This window comes from Methylotenera sp., assembly GCF_013141425.1.
Taxonomy (GTDB): domain Bacteria; phylum Pseudomonadota; class Gammaproteobacteria; order Burkholderiales; family Methylophilaceae; genus Methylotenera.
Genome location: NZ_JABFRA010000103.1, coordinates 1 through 18,992 on the forward strand (window position 1 = coordinate 1; position 18,992 = coordinate 18,992).

General features: G+C 40.8%; 14 protein-coding genes and 3 tRNA genes. 13 read left to right on the plus strand and 4 right to left on the minus strand.

Annotated features, from left to right (window positions below):
- Positions 1-107 precede the first annotated feature (107 nt).
- The 13 genes from HOO90_RS09325 to HOO90_RS09385 all read left to right on the plus strand — a co-directional run bounded on the left by HOO90_RS09325 (position 108) and on the right by HOO90_RS09385 (position 14,559).
- A tRNA-Leu gene (locus tag HOO90_RS09325) sits at positions 108-192 on the plus strand.
- A 448-nt stretch (positions 193-640) separates the two neighbouring features.
- Positions 641-1,045, plus strand: a complete 405-nt coding sequence (locus tag HOO90_RS09330; RefSeq protein WP_292842373.1) for a response regulator — start codon at positions 641-643, stop codon at positions 1,043-1,045.
- Between the two features lie 113 nt (positions 1,046-1,158).
- Complete coding sequence (locus HOO90_RS09335) at positions 1,159-3,351, plus strand: PAS domain S-box protein (protein WP_292842375.1); 2,193 nt, start codon at positions 1,159-1,161, stop codon at positions 3,349-3,351.
- Between the two features lie 184 nt (positions 3,352-3,535).
- Positions 3,536-4,192 (plus strand): response regulator transcription factor, encoded by a 657-nt coding sequence (locus HOO90_RS09340; RefSeq protein ID WP_292842377.1) that lies wholly within the window; start codon positions 3,536-3,538, stop codon positions 4,190-4,192.
- Positions 4,193-4,436: 244 nt separating this feature from the next.
- Entirely contained in the window at positions 4,437-5,261 is an 825-nt protein-coding gene (locus tag HOO90_RS09345; protein ID WP_292842379.1) for a TorF family putative porin, read from the plus strand.
- 457 nt (positions 5,262-5,718) lie between these two features.
- Entirely contained in the window at positions 5,719-7,023 is a 1,305-nt protein-coding gene (tig, locus tag HOO90_RS09350) for a trigger factor (protein ID WP_292842381.1), read from the plus strand.
- The gene (gene clpP / locus HOO90_RS09355) at positions 7,024-7,668 is read left to right on the plus strand and encodes an ATP-dependent Clp endopeptidase proteolytic subunit ClpP (RefSeq protein ID WP_292842383.1); all 645 of its coding nucleotides are present in this window, start codon (positions 7,024-7,026) and stop codon (positions 7,666-7,668) included.
- Between the two features lie 121 nt (positions 7,669-7,789).
- A complete protein-coding gene (gene clpX / locus HOO90_RS09360; protein ID WP_292842384.1) occupies positions 7,790-9,070 on the plus strand; it encodes an ATP-dependent Clp protease ATP-binding subunit ClpX in 1,281 nt (426 codons plus the stop codon).
- Between the two features lie 136 nt (positions 9,071-9,206).
- Positions 9,207-11,666, plus strand: a complete 2,460-nt coding sequence (lon, locus tag HOO90_RS09365; RefSeq protein ID WP_292842386.1) for an endopeptidase La — start codon at positions 9,207-9,209, stop codon at positions 11,664-11,666.
- A 129-nt stretch (positions 11,667-11,795) separates the two neighbouring features.
- Positions 11,796-12,068 (plus strand): HU family DNA-binding protein, encoded by a 273-nt coding sequence (locus HOO90_RS09370; RefSeq protein WP_292842388.1) that lies wholly within the window; start codon positions 11,796-11,798, stop codon positions 12,066-12,068.
- Between the two features lie 19 nt (positions 12,069-12,087).
- Positions 12,088-12,163: transfer RNA gene (locus HOO90_RS09375), tRNA-Val, on the plus strand.
- Between the two features lie 157 nt (positions 12,164-12,320).
- Positions 12,321-12,397 (plus strand) — tRNA-Asp (locus tag HOO90_RS09380).
- A 263-nt stretch (positions 12,398-12,660) separates the two neighbouring features.
- Positions 12,661-14,559 (plus strand): SurA N-terminal domain-containing protein, encoded by a 1,899-nt coding sequence (locus tag HOO90_RS09385; protein ID WP_292842390.1) that lies wholly within the window; start codon positions 12,661-12,663, stop codon positions 14,557-14,559.
- Positions 14,560-14,642: 83 nt separating this feature from the next.
- On the opposite strand, the gene fabI is transcribed toward HOO90_RS09385, so the two are convergent.
- Genes fabI through HOO90_RS09405 form a run of 4 tightly spaced genes read right to left on the minus strand, consistent with a single transcriptional unit; the run spans position 14,643 to position 18,976 of the window.
- On the minus strand, positions 14,643-15,428 hold the full coding sequence (fabI, locus tag HOO90_RS09390; RefSeq protein ID WP_292842392.1) for an enoyl-ACP reductase FabI: 786 nt from the start codon (positions 15,426-15,428) through the stop codon (positions 14,643-14,645).
- 36 nt (positions 15,429-15,464) lie between these two features.
- Positions 15,465-16,286, minus strand: a complete 822-nt coding sequence (locus HOO90_RS09395; protein ID WP_292842394.1) for an ABC transporter permease — start codon at positions 16,284-16,286, stop codon at positions 15,465-15,467.
- Complete coding sequence (locus HOO90_RS09400; RefSeq protein WP_292842396.1) at positions 16,283-17,302, minus strand: ABC transporter permease; 1,020 nt, start codon at positions 17,300-17,302, stop codon at positions 16,283-16,285. The genes HOO90_RS09395 and HOO90_RS09400 overlap by 4 nt, the downstream gene beginning before the upstream one ends.
- A gap of 9 nt (positions 17,303-17,311) precedes the next feature.
- A complete protein-coding gene (locus HOO90_RS09405; protein ID WP_292842398.1) occupies positions 17,312-18,976 on the minus strand; it encodes a peptide-binding protein in 1,665 nt (554 codons plus the stop codon).
- Between the last annotated feature and the right edge of the window lie 16 nt (positions 18,977-18,992).

Genomic DNA, 18,992 nt, shown 5'->3' on the forward strand with positions numbered 1-18,992 from the left:
GAGTAATATTTTTATATAATTTCCCTTTTAGTGCTGTTCGCAAGGGGGCTAGTTGATATACAATGTCGCCTTGTTTTAAGCGGCGTAGTTTTTTGCCGTATCTACCTGCGAGAGTGGCGGAATTGGTAGACGCACTGGATTTAGGTTCCAGCGCCGTAAGGCGTGAGAGTTCGAGTCTCTCCTTTCGCACCAAGATATATTTTCTTGAATTTATATTTATGATTTAATTTTTTCAAATTATTTCTCAATAACTAGAATTTCTAATTCTAGTATCTCAAATTAGCCCCTCAAAAATTAACGTCGACTGATATCTAATTTTAACGTGATCTCCAACAGCCATAATCGGCTTTGAGTCTGTTACTAGGCATTAAAATTCAACTAGAAGATTCGGCTTACATAAATCGTCACTTCATAGTTTTCCTTATGATAAATAGGGTTTCTGGGTATTTATCTAAACACGCAGCTATGGCTAAATAGCAACTATTCTAAATTAAATCGGAATGACTTGATTTGATGGGGATGGTGAGTATTTTTTGATACCAGAACCCAATAACGGTCAATTTTTCTGAGTATATAAAAAAATTATTTTTCGTGATTAATTGCGCTCGGAAATAATCAATAATAATATTGGGGCGGGGAAATGATTGAAGCTGAAGTAAAGATGTTGCTGGTAGAAGACAATGAAGATTTCAGAGGGCGGGTAAGTTATCTGTTGCGTGAAAGATTTTCTTCAATGCAAATTTCCGAGGTGGGGACTTGCTCCGACGCACTTAAAATAATGAACGACCACACACAAAACTTAATCTTTATGGATATTAATCTTCCGGACGGTATGGGGTTGGATCTTACCAAGACGATAACTGAAAAATTTTCCGATTCAGTCGTAGTTATTCTGTCCGTCAACGACATGCCCGAGTATCGTGAAGCTTCATTCAATTGTGGCGCTAGTCATTTTTTCAGCAAAGGTAACTTTTCTTTTCAAGAAGTTGTCGGATTTATTGAAGACTTTCTTTCTGGCAAAGTTCGCCGGAATAAATTACACTAAATGCTATTGTAAATTACCGTTAAGTTCGCTTAAGTGTTGCGCTGTAAATTGGCCTTGCATGATTCAAGACAACGAAAATATCGGTACTTTTCCTTCATTAATGTGATAATTGAATGACAGTTTTAGGTGACTACCGAGTGACAAAGTCCAGCGCAATTCGAACGGTGCAAAAGGTGAAATCTGAGTGGGAATCGACTGTTGATTCAGTTGCAGAACTCATTTTCATTGTCCGCAAAGATGGCGTTATTCTGCGTGCCAACAGAACCATTGAACAATGGGGGTTGGGTGACGTAGAAAACGTGAAAGGTAGGTCTTTACATGAACTGTTGCACCCGTCATGCAATGCTAAGAAGTGTGATTTAAAAAAGCTTTTAGGCTTGTCTGATAAAGTATTGGCTACGGGTGAAACGCTTGAGTATCGTGGTTTTGATTTACTGTTAAATCGAAATCTATTAATCCAGTTAATCCCGATTAGTGTTGATGAAATTCATACGTCTGGACACATGGCGATTATATTTCGTGACATTAGTCAATTAAACTTATCTGGCAGTCATTTGACCAGTAAATCTAATTGGACTTCACTTAAGGCAAACAATGTAGGATCTAGCGCTGATCCCAATAATTCCGCCAGCCTAGATGCTGAACGACAGTCACTTGCTAGCCCCGAGCTTAATTTTAAATTTATAGAGAAGATAAAGCGTGAGTGGGAGTCTGCTGTTGATTCATTGCCGCAAATTATCTGCTTGGTGAACGGAGCGGGTACTGTTGTTCGAGTTAATCGTGCTATTGAACATTGGAAACTGGGCGATGTTACTTTGGCGAGTGGACGCAATCTTCATGAGATTCTACACAAAAGTTGTAAAGATAAAGATTGTTATCTGAATAGTTTAAATCAACAAATTGCTAGTGTGTTAGCTAAGGGGCAAGTTGCTGAGTGTCAGAAGCAAGATGTTGTATTAAATAAGCATTTGCATTTTCAAATCAATGCATTCTCCTCTAAACATTCACCTCAAAGCGGTTTGGCTGTTGTCAATATAACTGATATTACCGATATCAGGCATGTGGAGCTTGAAATTGGCTGCTTGAATACAAAGCTTGAGAAGCGCATAAAGTCGAGAAATTTGAATCTTCAGAAAATTAATTTGAAGCTCAAGCAAGAGATTGAGTTACGCAAACAGGCTGAGGCTAAATTTAAGGACAGTCGCCAGAAATTCACGCATTTGGTGGAGATGATGAATGAAGGTATGGTGATTCAGGATTTGGATCAAAAAATAAGTTACGCTAATCGGCACTTACTCAAGATTCTCGGTTTACCTCGAACAGAAGTGGTCGGGCGAAAATTCACCGATTTTGTTGATGTTGATTACATTGATTCTTGGGTGAGTGGTGGGCTAAAGAACTCTAAAAGTGTCGAGAGTTCTTATGTATTTAAGATGAAAGGCAAGGCTGGTAAAGCTTTGTGGGTTAAGGGTGCTCCGCAGCCTTTGCTTGATGCCGATAAAAATTGTGTTGGTAGCTATGCGGTAATTACCGACATTAATGACCAAATAGAAATTGAGCAAAAATTACTCAGAACCGAGATAAAGCTGCGCTCACTTGCCAAACAGGTGCTTTTTGCGCAGGAACTTGAGCGCAAACGCATTGCCTCTGAATTGCATGACGGTATCGGTCAAACCTTAAGTGCAATTAAGTTCTACGTAGAAAATAATATTCGAGATCTAACAGAAACGCCCGCTTTGTCTGCGTCTGAACAATTTGCCTCGGTAATTCCGAAATTACAAGGCGCTATCGAGGAAGTACGAAGAATCTCTATGGATTTGCGACCGTCACTGCTCGATGATATTGGCGTTTTGGCAACACTCAGTTGGTTTTGTCGTGAGGCAAAACAGGCAAGCCCGCATGTTGATTTCAGCTTTGATAAAACCAATGTCAATGAACTTGATATTATTGCCAGCCTTAAAACGGAGATCTTTCGTATTGTGCAAGAGGCCGTTAATAACGCCACGAAATACAGCCGAGCCAAACATATCAATATCTCGATAAAAGATGCCAATAAATCGATACATTTAGAAGTATGTGATGATGGTATTGGTTTTGACTATACGAAAGTAGCAAGTCAGCAAGGGTATAGTGAGTCAAAAGGGATGGGCCTTGTCAGCATGCGAGAGCGTGTAGAGAACTCCGGTGGCGAATTCTCTGTCAGTAGTGCGCCGAATGCTGGTACTAAAGTCATTTGCATCTGGCCGAAAGAAAAGCGTGCTTTCATCGACAATCGTTCAGGTCGGCGTGATAGACGTGGTCGATAATGACTGCATTGCAGTTATTGCAATTAAACACTGTTTTCCGATAAAATTTCTAGGTGGTGCTACATTCAATAAGCAATTAGCTTATCGCTGAGGAATGCGAATCTTCACTGTGCATTAATATATGATCTTTAATCTCAGTGCTTTAATTATGCTTTATTTAACTATAGTCGGGTAATATAGTCGGATGGAAATAAAATACCGAATATTGATTGTTGAAGACCACACTTTGTTGCGTGATGGATTAACTACCATTATTGCTTCTGACCCGAATATGGAAGTAATCGGCGGTGTGGATAATGGCCTGGATGCGGTAAGGCAGGCCGTTGCACTGAAACCTGATTTAATCTTGATGGACATTAATATGCCTGTCATGAATGGCACAGAAGCACTAATAGACATTAAAAGAAGAGAGCCGGGCATCAAAGTGATGATGCTGACGGCACATAAAGCCGAAGAGTATATACGTGATTGCCTGCATGCGGGCGCCGATGGGTATGTGCTCAAACATGCCACTCGTGAAGAATTGATGCTGGCAATTAACAAAGTGCTGAATGGCAAAAGCTACTTATCACCAGAAGTTTCCGAACAGATTGTAAGTGGTTATATGGGAGGAGCAAATGCATCCTCGCCTTCAGCGTGGGAAACGCTGGCAAAACGAGAGCGTGAAGTTCTGAAACTGGTAGCAGAAGGTAACACGAATAAGATGATTTCTTCATTAATGTGTATCAGTGTCAAAACCGTAGAAAAGCACCGAGCAAATCTGATGAAAAAACTTAATCTACGCAACTCTGCGGCTCTCACGGCCTTTGCGATTGAAAAAGGTTTATTGGCTAACGTTTGATATCAAAACGATGTCTAAAGATAGTCTGCTTGCTTTGAGCAAGAGCTAAATTCTCAGCTACGCTCAATTTTGGTGCGTAATTTTCAGATTTGCACCGAATATCACCACATCAATTTGTTGTATTTATGATGAATTGTTGCATTTATGTTAGTAATAGGTTGCACCCAAGTAGTAATTGATAGAATATATTTCTCACGGGAATACTTTAAGTTAGCTATACATTATTAACACACAAGGGAGTTATATGAGTACTTTAGCTTGGATTAAAAATCGACATGTGGTGAGCGCATTAATTGCAACACCAATTTTATTGAACTGTGCTTACGCTTCTGCTGAAGATGCAGCCCCAGCCACGGTTGCGCCTGCTGCCGCTCAGGCGGAGCCTGAATCTCCGCATTCATTTACATTTAATCTTGGTTTGTATAGCAATTATATGTTTCGTGGTGTTGCTTTAAGTGATGGCCCAGCACTACAAGGTGGTGCGGATTATGCGCATAGTAGTGGGTTTTATGCAGGCACATGGTTTTCTAATATCGATAAAGAGTTTGCAGCTGGCAATTCATTAGAGGTGGATGTTTATGGCGGTTATGCTCATACCTTTGATAATGGGTTAGGAATTAATTTACTGGGTAATTATTATTGGTACCCTCATAATAAAAAATTAGATGGTGAATCTATTGATACATTTGAAGTGTCTGCTGCTATCTCTTACAAATTCCTTACCTATACTTACTATAATGCTTTGACAGATTATTATGGTGCTCCAGATAGTAAAAATGCTGAATATCATGAATTGAAAGTAAATCAAAAACTTCCTATTGGGGACTTGAATTTTATTGCTAAGGTAGGGTATCAAGATACAAGCGGTTTGGGTGGAAATCAGGGTGATTTTGCGATCGGTTTGAACCGTGATTTCGCATTATCAGGAACAGGTAAACCATTAGAAGGTTTCAATGCAGGTGCAATTTTTACCAGAACATTTGATGTGGAAAGTCAGGGGTTTTATACTGCAGATGGTAGAGATTTAAATGCGGCAAAATTAACGTTCTATGTAAAACGAACTTGGTAACTAAGTTTAATATAGTGAGTTTAAAATGGGGTGCTTTAGCGCCCCGTTTTTTTTGTGGCCTATCCATAAGAGAGAGAATTTGTTAGGAATCTGGTTTGTCCAGTATTTAGTTAATGATGGATTTACTCGAACATGCCGCTCAAGTCTATATTTTTATTGTTTAAAGCATAAGTAAATTAAATTGTTGGAGTCGTTTGTTAAGAAAAGCCTAATATGCTATAGTTTCCCGCTTAAATAAAGCGAAGTGATGAGCCTAAAAAACTTATAATTTTTTGGCATTTTTTTGATAAAAAAATATTGCGCGAGTTATAAATAATTCGCTGTAACTACCGTCAAATCATAGTTTTGATGCTCGTCTTTCGTACCAACTTACTTAATTAAAAGCAGTATGTTAGTGAAATGATAATTAAAAATTCGCTTACATTGTTTGCATTTAGAACTTTAGGAATAACATAGCATGGCATTGAATGTTGAAACACTCAGTAAATTAGAACGTCGTATTACGATTTCTGTACCATTACAACCGCTACAAGCGCAAATTCACCAACGCCTAGCACAAATGTCCCGCACGGCAAAGTTCGCAGGGTTTAGACCCGGTAAAGCACCCTTGGGCTTAGTGAATCAGCATTATGGAGACCAAGTGCGCGATGAAGTCTATTCAGGTGCGGTGGAAAAAAGCTTTGGTGATGCGGTTGATGAGGCTAAATTACGTGTAGCGGGTTTCCCGAATATTGAACATAAACCGTTCGGTGCTGCTTCTGAAACCTTAGAATACACAGCTACATTTGAAGTATTCCCTGAAGTAGTTTTGGGTGATTTGTCTAAAATTAAAATTGAGCGTCCTGTCATCGAAGTGAGCGAAGCAGACGTTAAAAAGACATTGGATGTTCTGGTTAAACAGCGCGTTAATTACGTTCCTGTTAAGCGTGCCGCAAAAAAAGGGGATCGCATTAATGTAACGCTAAAAGCTTCTATTGATGGTAAAGAGGTTGAATCAACTGGTGATAAAGGTATCGATTTGGTGTTGGGCGATGCGGGTCGTGTTGAATCGTTTGATGATCAACTAACAGGCGGTAAAGCCGGCAGTTCAAAGCAATTTGAAATTACTTATCCTGCAGATCATAACCCTGCACAACTTGCAGGTAAAACTGTGGGATATGATGTTACTTTTGTGAGTGTGTCTGAACCAAAACTGCCAGAAATTGATGCGGAGTTTGCAAAAAGTTTAGGTATTGAAGACGGTGATGTTGCCAAAATGAAAGCGGAAGTGACTGAAAGCCTGAAGCAAGAAGTAGCGAAGCGTGTTAGTGCAAAACTTAAAGAACAAGTGTTTCAAGCCTTGGTAGAAAGCGCTGATTTTGAAATTCCACGCGTATTATTAGGCTCTGAAATTAATCGCATGATGGAAACAACGACACAGAACTTAAAGCAACGCGGTGCAGATTTGTCGGCAATTAAGCTTGAACCAGCTATGTTTGAAGATCAGGCAAAGCGTAGTACTAAACTGCGTTTGATTTTAGGTGAGCTTATTAATAGTAATGGCTTGCATGCCAATGCAGATCAGATTCGTGCGATGGTTGATGTGTTCTCCCAAAGTTTCGAGCGTCCTTCTGATGTTGTAACTTGGTACTATGCCGACCCTAAACGTTTAGACGAGCCATCTGCCTTGGCAACGGAAGAGAATGCTGTGGCTTGGGTGTTGTCCAAAGCAAAAGTAACAGATAAAAAAGTTAAATTCGATGATTTAATGGGAAATGCTTAAATGAATAAGACGCAGCAATTGCAATTAGCGCAAGATTGGAATCCGCAAGACTTAGGCTATATCCCCATGGTGGTGGAGCAAAGTGGTCGTGGTGAGCGTTCATACGACATTTATTCCCGTTTGCTTAAAGAACGTGTGATTTTTCTGGTAGGTCCTGTAAATGACATGTCAGCCAATCTTGTGGTAGCGCAGTTGTTGTTTTTGGAAGCGGAAAATCCAGATAAAGATATCTCACTCTATATCAATTCACCTGGCGGTTCTGTGACGGCGGGTATGTCAATCTACGACACCATGCAGTTTATTAAAGCAGATGTTAGTACTTTATGTATCGGTCAAGCAGCGAGTATGGGAGCATTTTTGTTAGCGGCAGGTGCTAAAGGCAAGCGCTTTAGTTTGCCTAATTCACGTGTCATGATTCATCAACCTTCTGGCGGCTTCCAAGGTCAATCTACGGATATTGAGATTCATGCAAAAGAAATTTTGTATTTGCGTGGCAAGCTGAATGCTATCTTGGCGCACCACACAGGTAAAACAGCGGAAGAAATTGATCGTGATACAGAACGTGACAACTTTATGAGCGCTGAGCAGTCTGTAGAGTATGGAATGATTGATAAGGTGATTGCAAGTCGCACAGAAGCGGCTTAAGATTACTCTCAAGTTGCTCTTTTTTGAGTCGATAATCAAGTAACGAACGGTGTGTTAAAAGCTTATGAGTTGACGCAAGTGACCAGCAAACTAAGCTATTTTTATAAATAGGACAAGATCGATGGCGACTAAAGCCGATGGCGACAAATTACTTTATTGCTCTTTTTGTGGCAAAAGTCAGCATGAAGTAAAAAAACTCATTGCAGGACCTTCTGTATTCGTTTGTAACGAATGCGTTGACTTGTGTAACGATATCATCAGAGAAGAAGTTAAAAATACTGATGGATTAAAATCAACCGATGAAAGCCTACCTACGCCTCAAGAGATTTGTAAGATTCTTGATCAGTATGTCATTGGGCAAACACACGCCAAAAAGAACTTAGCTGTAGCGGTGTATAACCACTATAAGCGCTTAGGGCATAATAATTTGTCTGATGGCGGTCAAAAAGACGAAGTGGAAATCTCAAAAAGTAATATTTTGTTAATTGGACCAACCGGTTCTGGTAAAACTTTGTTAGCACAGACTTTGGCAAGATTGCTTGATGTCCCCTTTGTAATGGCAGATGCGACAACCTTGACAGAAGCTGGTTATGTAGGTGAAGACGTCGAAAATATAATGCAAAAACTATTGCAGAAGTGTGATTACGACGTTGAAAAAGCCAAGCGCGGTATCGTTTATATTGACGAAGTCGATAAGATTTCACGAAAATCTGAAAATGCCTCAATTACGCGTGATGTATCAGGCGAAGGCGTGCAACAGGCCTTGCTTAAGTTGATTGAAGGGACCGTGGCTTCAATTCCTCCACAGGGAGGTCGTAAGCATCCAAACCAGGAATTCGTTCAGCTGGATACAACCAACATTTTATTTATCTGTGGTGGTGCGTTTGATGGTTTAGAAAAAGTAATTCGTCTACGTTCAGAAAAAGGCGGTATTGGCTTTGGTGCAGAAGTAAAAGGCAAAAATGATATTCGTCAAGTTGGCGCGGTTCTTCGTGATGTTGAGCCAGAAGATTTGATTAAATTTGGTTTAATTCCAGAATTTATTGGTCGTTTGCCAGTGGTTGCAACGCTGGAGTCGTTGGATGAAGCCGCGCTGATGACTATTTTAACAGAGCCAAAAAATGCACTGACCAAACAATACATTAAGTTATTTAAAATGGAAGGCGTTGAGCTTGAGTTTCGCGAATCGGCACTGTTGTTGATTGCTAAGAAGGCGCTAGAGCGAAAAACAGGGGCGCGTGGTTTACGTTCAATTTTAGAGCATTCTTTACTCGAAATTATGTATGAGCTTCCATCGTTAGAAAACTTAACTAAAGTGGTGATAGATGAAGGCGTCATTCGGGGAGATACACCAGCGATATTGATTTATGAAGATAAAGCAACCGAAGAAGCTGTTGGCTGAAGTCGGTAGACATTTATTTCAAGTTTAAAATTAATGCAATAACGGCTATTTTAAACTTGAAGTATTTGAATTTAGCCCCATAAATGATTCTGTAGGCATTATTGGCTTAACACTTTAGCTTAATTTGAAAGTCACCATGACAAAATCATTACCTGTATATTCCCCAGCTGACGGCTTATTGCCTGTATTGCCATTACGTGATGTAGTGGTTTACCCACATCTTGTGATTCCCTTGTTTGTCGGGCGTACAAAATCTGTCAAAGCCTTGGAAATTGCCTCTGAAGGCAATAAACAGATTTTATTAGTGGCTCAAAAGTCTGCAAATAAAGATGAACCCGATGCTTCAGATTTATATGAGGTTGGTACCGTGGCAACGGTATTGCAAATGCTCAAGTTGCCAGATGGTACTGTCAAGGTGCTGGTTGAAGGTGTGCAACGTGCTAAAGTTTCTGGCTATATTGAAACAGAAGAGTGTTTTGCAGCTCGTGCGGACCTCATTGCTGAATCAGTGAATGATGTTGAGATTCAAGCGCTGATGCGCACAGTTTTTGCTCAGTTTGACCAGTATGTAAAACTAAATAAAAAAATCCCGCCTGAAATACTCACGTCGCTCGCCAGCATTGATGAAGCTGGACGTTTGGCGGATACGATTGCCGCACATTTAACCTTAAAACTCGACGAAAAACAAAAGATACTTGAAATGTTTAGTGTTGCTGAACGTTTAGAGCATTTATTACGTTTGATGGAAGGTGAAATTGATATTCTGCAAGTGGAAAAGCGCATCCGCGGGCGTGTTAAGCGTCAAATGGAAAAAACGCAACGCGAATATTATTTGAACGAGCAAGTAAAAGCCATTCAAAAAGAACTGGGTGAGCAAGATGAAAATGCAGAAATGGATGAGCTTGAGAAGCGCATAGAAGCTGCACGTATGCCGAAAGAGGCATTGGCAAAAGTTGCCAGTGAACTCAAGAAGCTCAAACTAATGTCGCCGATGTCTGCTGAAGCCTCAGTAGTACGGAACTATATAGATATCCTAATTAATTTACCGTGGAAGAAAAAAACAAAAATCAGTAAAGATTTGTTGGCGGCTGAGAAGGTATTAGACGATGACCATTATGGTCTTGAAAAGGTTAAAGAGCGTATTGTTGAATATCTAGCCGTACAACAACGTGTAGATAAAATTAAAGCACCGATACTTTGCTTAGTTGGTCCACCAGGTGTCGGTAAAACATCACTTGGACAAAGTATTGCTAAGGCGGTAAATCGTAAATTCGTACGTATGGCCTTGGGTGGTGTAAGAGATGAGTCTGAAATTCGTGGTCACAGACGTACGTATATTGGGTCTATGCCAGGAAAAATTTTGCAAAGCATGAGCAAGGTAGGCGTAAAAAATCCATTATTTTTACTCGATGAAGTCGATAAAATGGGGCAGGATATGCGTGGTGACCCTTCATCAGCCTTGCTTGAAGTGCTTGACCCTGAACAAAACCATACCTTTGCCGATCATTATGTTGAAGTTGAATACGATTTGTCCGATGTGATGTTTGTGGCAACAGCGAACTCGATGAATATTCCAGCGGCATTATTAGATCGCATGGAAATTATACATTTGTCGGGCTATACCGAAGATGAAAAAGTAAATATCGCTATGCGTTATTTATTGCCAAAGCAGTTAAAATCTCACGGCCTAAAAGATTTTGAAATCAATGTTTCAAAAGAAGCTGTGCGGGATATCGTGCGTTATTACACACGTGAAGCGGGTGTGCGTAAGCTAGAGCAAGAGGTTTCTAAGGTCTGCAGAAAAGTAGTTAAAGAATTGCTCACTACCAAAGCAAAAGAGGGCGCTAAAGCAGCTAAAAAGGTTGTTGTAACGCCTAAAACATTAGATAAATATCTAGGGGTACAGCGCTACGATTACGGTGTTGCATCAAAAGAAAATCAAGTCGGCCAAGTAACGGGTCTTGCCTGGACATCGGTAGGCGGAGAATTGCTTACAATTGAGGCTGTTTTGTTGTCCGGTAAAGGGAAAACAACGACGACCGGTAAATTGGGTGAGGTGATGAAAGAGTCGACACAGGCGGCGATGAGCGTAGTGCGCAGCCGTGCTAGACGGCTCGGCATTTCGGACGATTTTTATGAAAAAAACGACATTCATATCCATTTTCCAGAAGGAGCAACTCCAAAAGATGGCCCTAGTGCAGGTATTGCAATTACCACCGCACTAGTTTCAATCTTAACTGGCATTCCAGTTCGTGCAGATGTTGCGATGACCGGTGAAATAACTTTAAGAGGTGAAGTGTTACCAATCGGTGGGTTAAAAGAAAAGTTGCTTGCTGCACATCGTGGCGGTATTAAAACCGTGTTAATTCCACATCAAAACGTTAAAGATTTGGCTGATATTCCTGAAAATATTAAAAATCATCTGGATATTCACCCTGTCCAATGGATTGATGAAGTATTAGCATTAGCATTATCGTCACAACCAGTACCATTACCTGAGCAAAGCGAAGTTAATGCAATTGTCACAAATGATGCACAAGTTGCTGAAAAAACAGCGGAAAGTAAAACGGTCGTAACTGAAGGGGTGAAGCACTAAGAAAATAAGTGTAAATCTTAAGTTTAAACACTTGACACGGCCTTTGCTGGCTTGATATAAAGCTGTACGGGTAGTAAATATCCAACTACATTTTTAATTTTTTTAATAAAACTTAAGAGAGGATTACACGTGAATAAATCAGAACTGATTGACAGCATTGCAAGTGCAGCAGGCATTTCAAAAGCAGCAGCTGGCCGTGCATTAGACGCAACAACAGCTTCAATAACAACAGCATTAAAAAAAGGCGACTTAGTTACTTTAATTGGGTTCGGTACTTTTTATGTAGGCAAACGCGCAGCACGCAACGGCCGTAATCCTCGAACAGGCGCAACAATTAAGATTAAAGCGGCAAACTCGCCCAAATTTAGGGCTGGTAAATCACTAAAAGATGCTGTAAACTAGCGTTCTTGTTGGTTAAGCAGGGTGCTTAGCTCAGTTGGTAGAGCGTCGCCCTTACAAGGCGAATGTCAGCGGTTCGACCCCGTTAGCACCCACCAGTAAACCGAATAGTGTGACTAAGTCGTTCCTTATTTAATAAATTTGAGAGTGCTGGTAATTTAAGCACTCTTTTATTTTGCAAGAAATATTATCAGTATTGATAATGGTAGGTACGCGAATAGATACGTGTTTTTGATGTATATACGTGAAGTTTTTGGAGTGGTAGTTCAGTTGGTTAGAATACCTGCCTGTCACGCAGGGGGTCGCGGGTTCGAGTCCCGTCCGCTCCGCCAAAAAAAATAGCGAGTCCTAGGACTCGCTATTTTTATTTGTAATTTTTCTTTTACTGCACTAGCAAAATGAATTCACTAGCAAAATGAATTTGCAGGTTAAGAAATTACCTATGCATATCTTATGATATATTAGTCAGGTTTTAATTTTGCGCGCTACAGTCAGACTGTAGAAGTGGTATTAAGTTTGGTTCAGATTAAACCGAATAAATCAGATTAATCCAAGTTAAGTTGCATAGAACTTATTTTTAAGGGTAGAGATTTTTATGTTAGATGAAATTCGCACCGTAGCTCAGGGCTGGGTTGGCAAGGCTTTGTTGGCTATTATTGCAGTTCCTTTTGCGTTGTTTGGAATAGACTCCTATTTGAGCAATGCCGGCAGCAATGTTACTGTAGCAAAAGTTGGAGGAAATGAGATAACCATACAAGAATACGATAATGCATTGAAAAACATGCGTAATCGCTTGCAGTCTGAAGGTAAGTTTGATCAGGCGCAATTAGAAAGCCCAGAAGTTAAATCACTAGTGCTCAACCAGTTAATCAATAAGCAGTTATTAAGTGATGAAATCCAGCGTGCTAAATATGCTATCAGCGATGAGCATTTGGCTACTTATGTTACTGGTATGCCTGAATTTCAGAAAGACGGTAAGTTTTCTCAAGAACTTTATGATCAAACTTTATCGCAGAATCAACTTACGCCGAGTCGATTTGAAGCTGGGATGCGTGCAGATTTGTTGGCACAACAAGCGCAAGATGGTATTGCAAGACTTGGATTTATTTCTAACGCGCGTGCGGAAGACACTTTAAAGCTAACAAATCAAAAACGTGTTGTGACAGTAGCTGAGATTAAAACTAAAGATTTTATAAGCCAAGTAAATGTAGATGAGGCGCAGGTTAAAGCTTATTACGAAAAACATAAAGATAAGTTGATTGAGCCTGAGAAAGTTAAGCTTGAATTTGTTACATTAGCCCCCGTTGATTTTATGCGTAACATTAAAGTTGACGATGCTGAAGTTAAGCGTTTTTATGATGAAAATACGGCGAAGTTTCAAGGAAGTGAACAGAGACGCGCTAGTCATATATTAATTGGCTTCGGAGTGAGTGCTAGTGCTGAACAGAAACAACAAGCTAGAGAAAAAGCTGAGAAAATTTTAGCAGAGATTAAGAAAAATCCTAAATCATTTGAATCCTTAGCAGTTAAAGAGTCACAGGATCCAGGTTCAGCTGTAAAAGGTGGGGATTTAGGTAGTTTTGCGCGTGGCGCCATGGTTAAGCCATTTGAAGATGCTGCTTTTAGTTTGAAAGTTGGTGAAATCAGTAATTTGGTTGAATCTGAGTTTGGTTATCACATTATTAAGTTAACAGAAATTACAGGGCAGAGTTCTGATTTTGAAAGTTTAAAACCCCAAATCAAGGGTGATTTAATGTTTCAAAAAGCACAAGAAGAGTTTGCGAAACAAGCCGAGAACTTTAATAGTTTGGTTTATGAGCAATCTACTAGTTTGCAGCCCGCCGCTAAAGTCTTTGGTGGGCAGGTACAAAAGTCGGATTGGTTAAATCGTGAGACGGGTACTAAATTCTTTAAAAATAATGAAAAAATCATGAATTTGGTTTTTTCTAGCGAAGTGCTTAAAGACCGCCGAAATACTGAAGCGGTTGAAGTTTCACCCAATAACTTAGTGTCGGCTCGAGTTGTTGAGTACAAACCTGCAGCACCGAAAAACTTTGAAGAAGTAAAGTCTGGAATTGAAGCTTTGCTAAAATTAGAAGCCGCATCTAAACTAGCCACAGAAAAGGGTGAGGCGGCTCTGAAAAATCTGCGTGAGGGTAAGGATGCCGTTGGCATCGAGTGGATACCAGAGGTAACTGTAGATCGTAGAAATGCACAAGGATTAACTGATTTAGCGATGAATCAGGTATTTAAAACAAATGTAGCAAAATTACCTGCTTTTTCTGGTTTGACAGATGAAAAGCAAGGCTATCTATTAGTTAAAGTGATTAAGGTTGATACTTCTTCTGATGAGGAAGAAGCAAAACAACTAGCCAAGAAAGCATTAACTGCGGCGCTAGCAAATGAGTATCTTGCCGCGTATAAACAATCACTGCGTGAAAAGGCTAAAGTGACTGTGAATGAAAAAGTACTGTTGAGTGATGCAGTGAAGTGATTTTATTCATACTGGAATAGTGATACGTAAAAAAGGCACCTAAGGTGCCTTTTTTATTCGTTAGTCTTTATGACAAACTTAGTTTATTCAATAACACCTGCAGCGGTAATATTCATGCCGCCATCGACATAAGTAATTTCCCCCGTGATGCCTGAGGCTAAGTCACTACATAAAAATGCAGCGGCATTACCCACTTCTTCAATGGTTACATTGCGACGCAAGGCGGCATGTTTTTCATTGAAGCTAATCATTTTATCAAAATCACCAATACCAGAGGCGGCTAAGGTTTTGATTGGGCCTGCAGAAACTGCATTTACGCGAATGCCTTTAGGGCCCAAGCTTTGCGCCATATAGCGTACATTAGCCTCTAGGCTGGCTTTTGCTAAACCCATAACGTTGTAGTTGGGCATGGTGCGCTCTGCGCCTAAATAACTCAGCGTCAGTAAACTGCCATTGCGACCCAACATCATTGGCAATGCGGCTTTAGCCAATGCAGTAAAGCTATAGGAACTGATGTCGTGTGCGATGCGAAAATTTTCACGAGTGGTTTTCTCTACATAATCACCATCCAGTGCATCTTTAGGAACAAATGCAATTGAATGTACGATCGAATCGATACCGTCCCAATGTTTAGCAATGGAAGGAAAGAGGGCTTCAATCAGACTGTCTTCTGCCACATCGCAGTGGAATACTAGCTTGGAATCAAAATCTGCCGCTAATTTGGTTACACGCTCTTGGTGCTTTTCAACTTGATAAGTGAACGCTAATTCTGCACCTTCACGTTTCATTGCAGCGGCAATGCCGTAGGCGATTGAGCGATTGCTTAGTAAACCTGTGATTAATATTTTTTTACCTGCTAAAAATCCCATGACATCATTCCTATCTATATGCTTGAAAATTTACTACTAGTGTTGGCCACTTTTTGGATTATAGGCATCGCGTAACCCATCGCCAAGCAGATTATACCCTAACACAGTTATCAATATCGCAAGCCCTGGAAATAGCGAAAGCCACCAGGCGAATTGTATGTACTCTTTTCCATCGGTCAGTATGTTTCCCCAAGAGGCTTGTGGCGCCTGTACACCTAAACCTAAAAAGCTTAAGCCTGATTCGATTAGTACTGCACTCGCAATCCCAAGAATTGAACTGACAATAATCGGTGTTAAACTGTTGGGGAGTAAATGTGTAAATATTAAGCGATTGTCCTTAGCTCCCAAGGTTTGGGCGGCTAGTACAAATTCTCGGTTACGTAAACTTAGAAACTCAGCTCGTACAAGTCTAGTTACACCCATCCATGATGTTAGGCCGATAACTATCATGATGTTCCAGATAGACGGTGTTAAAAACGCAATGACAGCCAAAATTAAGAAGAAAGTCGGGATTGAGAGCATGATATCCACAACTCGCATTACAATGGTATCTACCCACCCACGATAAAAGCCTGCCAAAGCTCCTAGCACGATGCCAATGACCGTAGAGATACCAACAGCTACAAAACCTACCATGAGTGATATACGGGCGCCGTATAGCATCCGAGAAAACACATCACGGCCTAATCCGTCGGTTCCCATTAAATGTTGTGTGGAAGGTGAAAGCAGAATTGCTTTCACATCGATTGCATCAGGATCGTATGGTGAGATGATCGGGGCAAGCAAAGCAAGCAGTAAAATGCTACTGATGATGACAAAGCCGAGTAGAACTAAAGGATTGACAGCTGATGCTTTCATTTAACTACGCCTCTTCTAACGCGAGGATCGGCCCAGGCATAAGCGATATCCGCGAATAGATTGCCAACTAAAGTGAGTGCAGCACCTATTGTTAAAATGCCCATAATTACTGGAAAGTCCCGCATCAGCACCGCGTCATAAAATAACTTTCCCATCCCGGGGATAGCAAAAATGCTTTCTGTGATGACCGAGCCACCTATTAAACCAGGTATGGCGAGGCCTAGTATAGTGATGAGTGGCAAGAGGGCGTTGCGCAGTGCATGGCCATAAACCACACGATTTTCACTTAAACCTTTTGATCTTGCCGTGGTGATGTAGTCCTGATTTAGCACTTCTAACATGCCATTCCGTGCAAATAATGAGATGCCCGCTAGACCTGTGATTGCTGAGATGAACACGGGTAAAACTAAATGCTTCAATGTGTCTAAGATTTGCGTTAGCCAGCCCATATTTTCATGCTCGATGCTTTGTAAGCCTGAAATAGGTAGCCATGCGTTCTGTACGCCCATCCAATACATTAGCATCAGTGCTAGCCAGAAGCCTGGTATTGCAAAGCCAATAAATACAAACAAGGTGATGCTGCGGTCTGCGAGTTGATTTTGTTTGAGAGCAGAAATAACTCCGAGTGGTAAAGCGATGGCGATAATGAAGATTAAGCTTAACACGTTGATTAACAGTGTGATGGGCAGGGCTTCCTGAATCATACCGAGTGTTAGATTGCCGTCTTTATCTTTGCTTTGCCAAAAAACTGGCCGTTGATGTGAGGCGAAGGAAGTGCCGAAGTCCAAGGTCGCCATACGCTTTAGCCATAAGCCATATTGCACAATAATCGGTTTATCTAGGCTGTACAATTCTCTTAGTTTTTGCCGCGATTCTTCGCTCGCTTTGGGGTTGAAGCTGGCTTCGCTGGTGGTGATGTCACCAGGCGCTAAGTGCATGATGAAAAATGAAATTAAGCTGATACCTACCAGTAATGGAATCATCCAAAGCACACGTTTTATCAGATAGTTAAGCATTGTTTTAGTTTAGTGCTCGCTCATCTCGTTGCGACTATACGCCTTGGGAATGTACCACTCGTAGGTGTTATGGCCGATCCCAGCAGGAGGAGCAGGCTTGCTAATGCCCTTGACGCGCTTATGAATAGCTGTAAGCCCATAACCCGCAGATAAATATACAATCGGACTTTCTTCGAGTAGAACTTTTGAAAACTCATGGTAGATTTTCATGCGTTTATCTGGATCAAGTTCTAGTCTACCAGCTTCCAACAGCTTATCCACGCGTGTATTATTGTAACTAATAAAGTTAAACTGACCAGGCGCCTGTTGGCTCGAGTGCCAGATACTATATTGGTCAGGGTCAAGTGATAGGCTCCAGCCTAGTACAACCACATCAAATTCTTTTGGTTTAATAAAACGACCGAGAAAGCTCGCCCACTCCAGTACACGAATGTTCGCATCAATACCAATTTCTTTTAGGCGGCGTTGTATTAAAACTCCTGTCATTTCGCGCTCTTTATTTTGATTGGTTAAAATCTCAAAATGAAACGGTTTACCATCTTTATCCAAAATTCCATCGTTGTCATGGTCTTTATAACCAGCCGCTTTTAATAAGGCTTTGGCTTTACTGGGGTCGTAAGGATAAGGTTTAAGTTCTGGGTTACTCCAGCGCGTGCCAGGTTTGTAGGGTGAAGCTACTGGTTCGCCCAGTCCTAATAACACACCATCAATAATTTCCTGCTTATTGATAGCATAGTTAATTGCCTGCCGCACCCGAATGTCATCAAAGGGTTTGCGTTTCAGATTAAAGCCTAGGTAAGTATAACTGTTGCCAAGTTCTTTATAGAGTGCAATCTTATTGTTGAGGTCTGGTCTCGCAGGAAAAATCCGCGCATATTGAATTGGGTTTAAGCCCATTAAATCAATGTTGTCTGCGCTGAGTTCTAAAAACTGGGCTGCTTTATCTGGAATAATGCGCGACAATAAATGATCAATTTTGGCTTGTCCTTGAGTTGCATTTTCATTGCGCGTGAGCTTGAGATACTGGCCATTTTTCCACTTATCTAATTTGTAATAATGACTACCTACAGGGTTGCGTGCAAACGCTGTGCTGTTGATGTCCTGATCTTTGAGCAAGTGCTTAGGCAGGATGTGTAACGATGCCCATGTTTCTAGCGCTGGAGCATAAGGTGCCGCATACGAGACGCGAAAGGTATTCAAATCAGGGGTCTCAGCTTTAATCACCAATTTGTAGTCAGAACCATACGGAGTGCGTGTTTTTTCATCCGTAACCTTTTGCCAAGTGAAGAGCACATCTTCACTGGTTAACGCCTGGTTATCGGCCCACTTTAAATTTGGTTTTAAGTGAAAGGTAATGGTTTTTTGATCTTCTGAAATGTCCCAACTTTCAACCAATTCGCCAGTTAACTCTAGATCTTTATCGTACTTTAATAAGCTATTAAATATGTTGCCTGCGATAGCTGAGGCAGCTGATTCTCCAGCAATCATCGCGATTAAGCCGCTGGGTTCACCTGTTGTGGCCTCAATTAGAGTACCACCGTTGCTGGAGGGGTAATTAATGTTGTAATTAATTTGCGCAGCATTTTCTTTATTAGCCGAACCGTCACCACAGGCGGTCAGGCATGTAGATAGAAGTGCAAGCAATGCAATTTTTTTAAAATGACAGAAATGCATGATGATTAACGAAAAC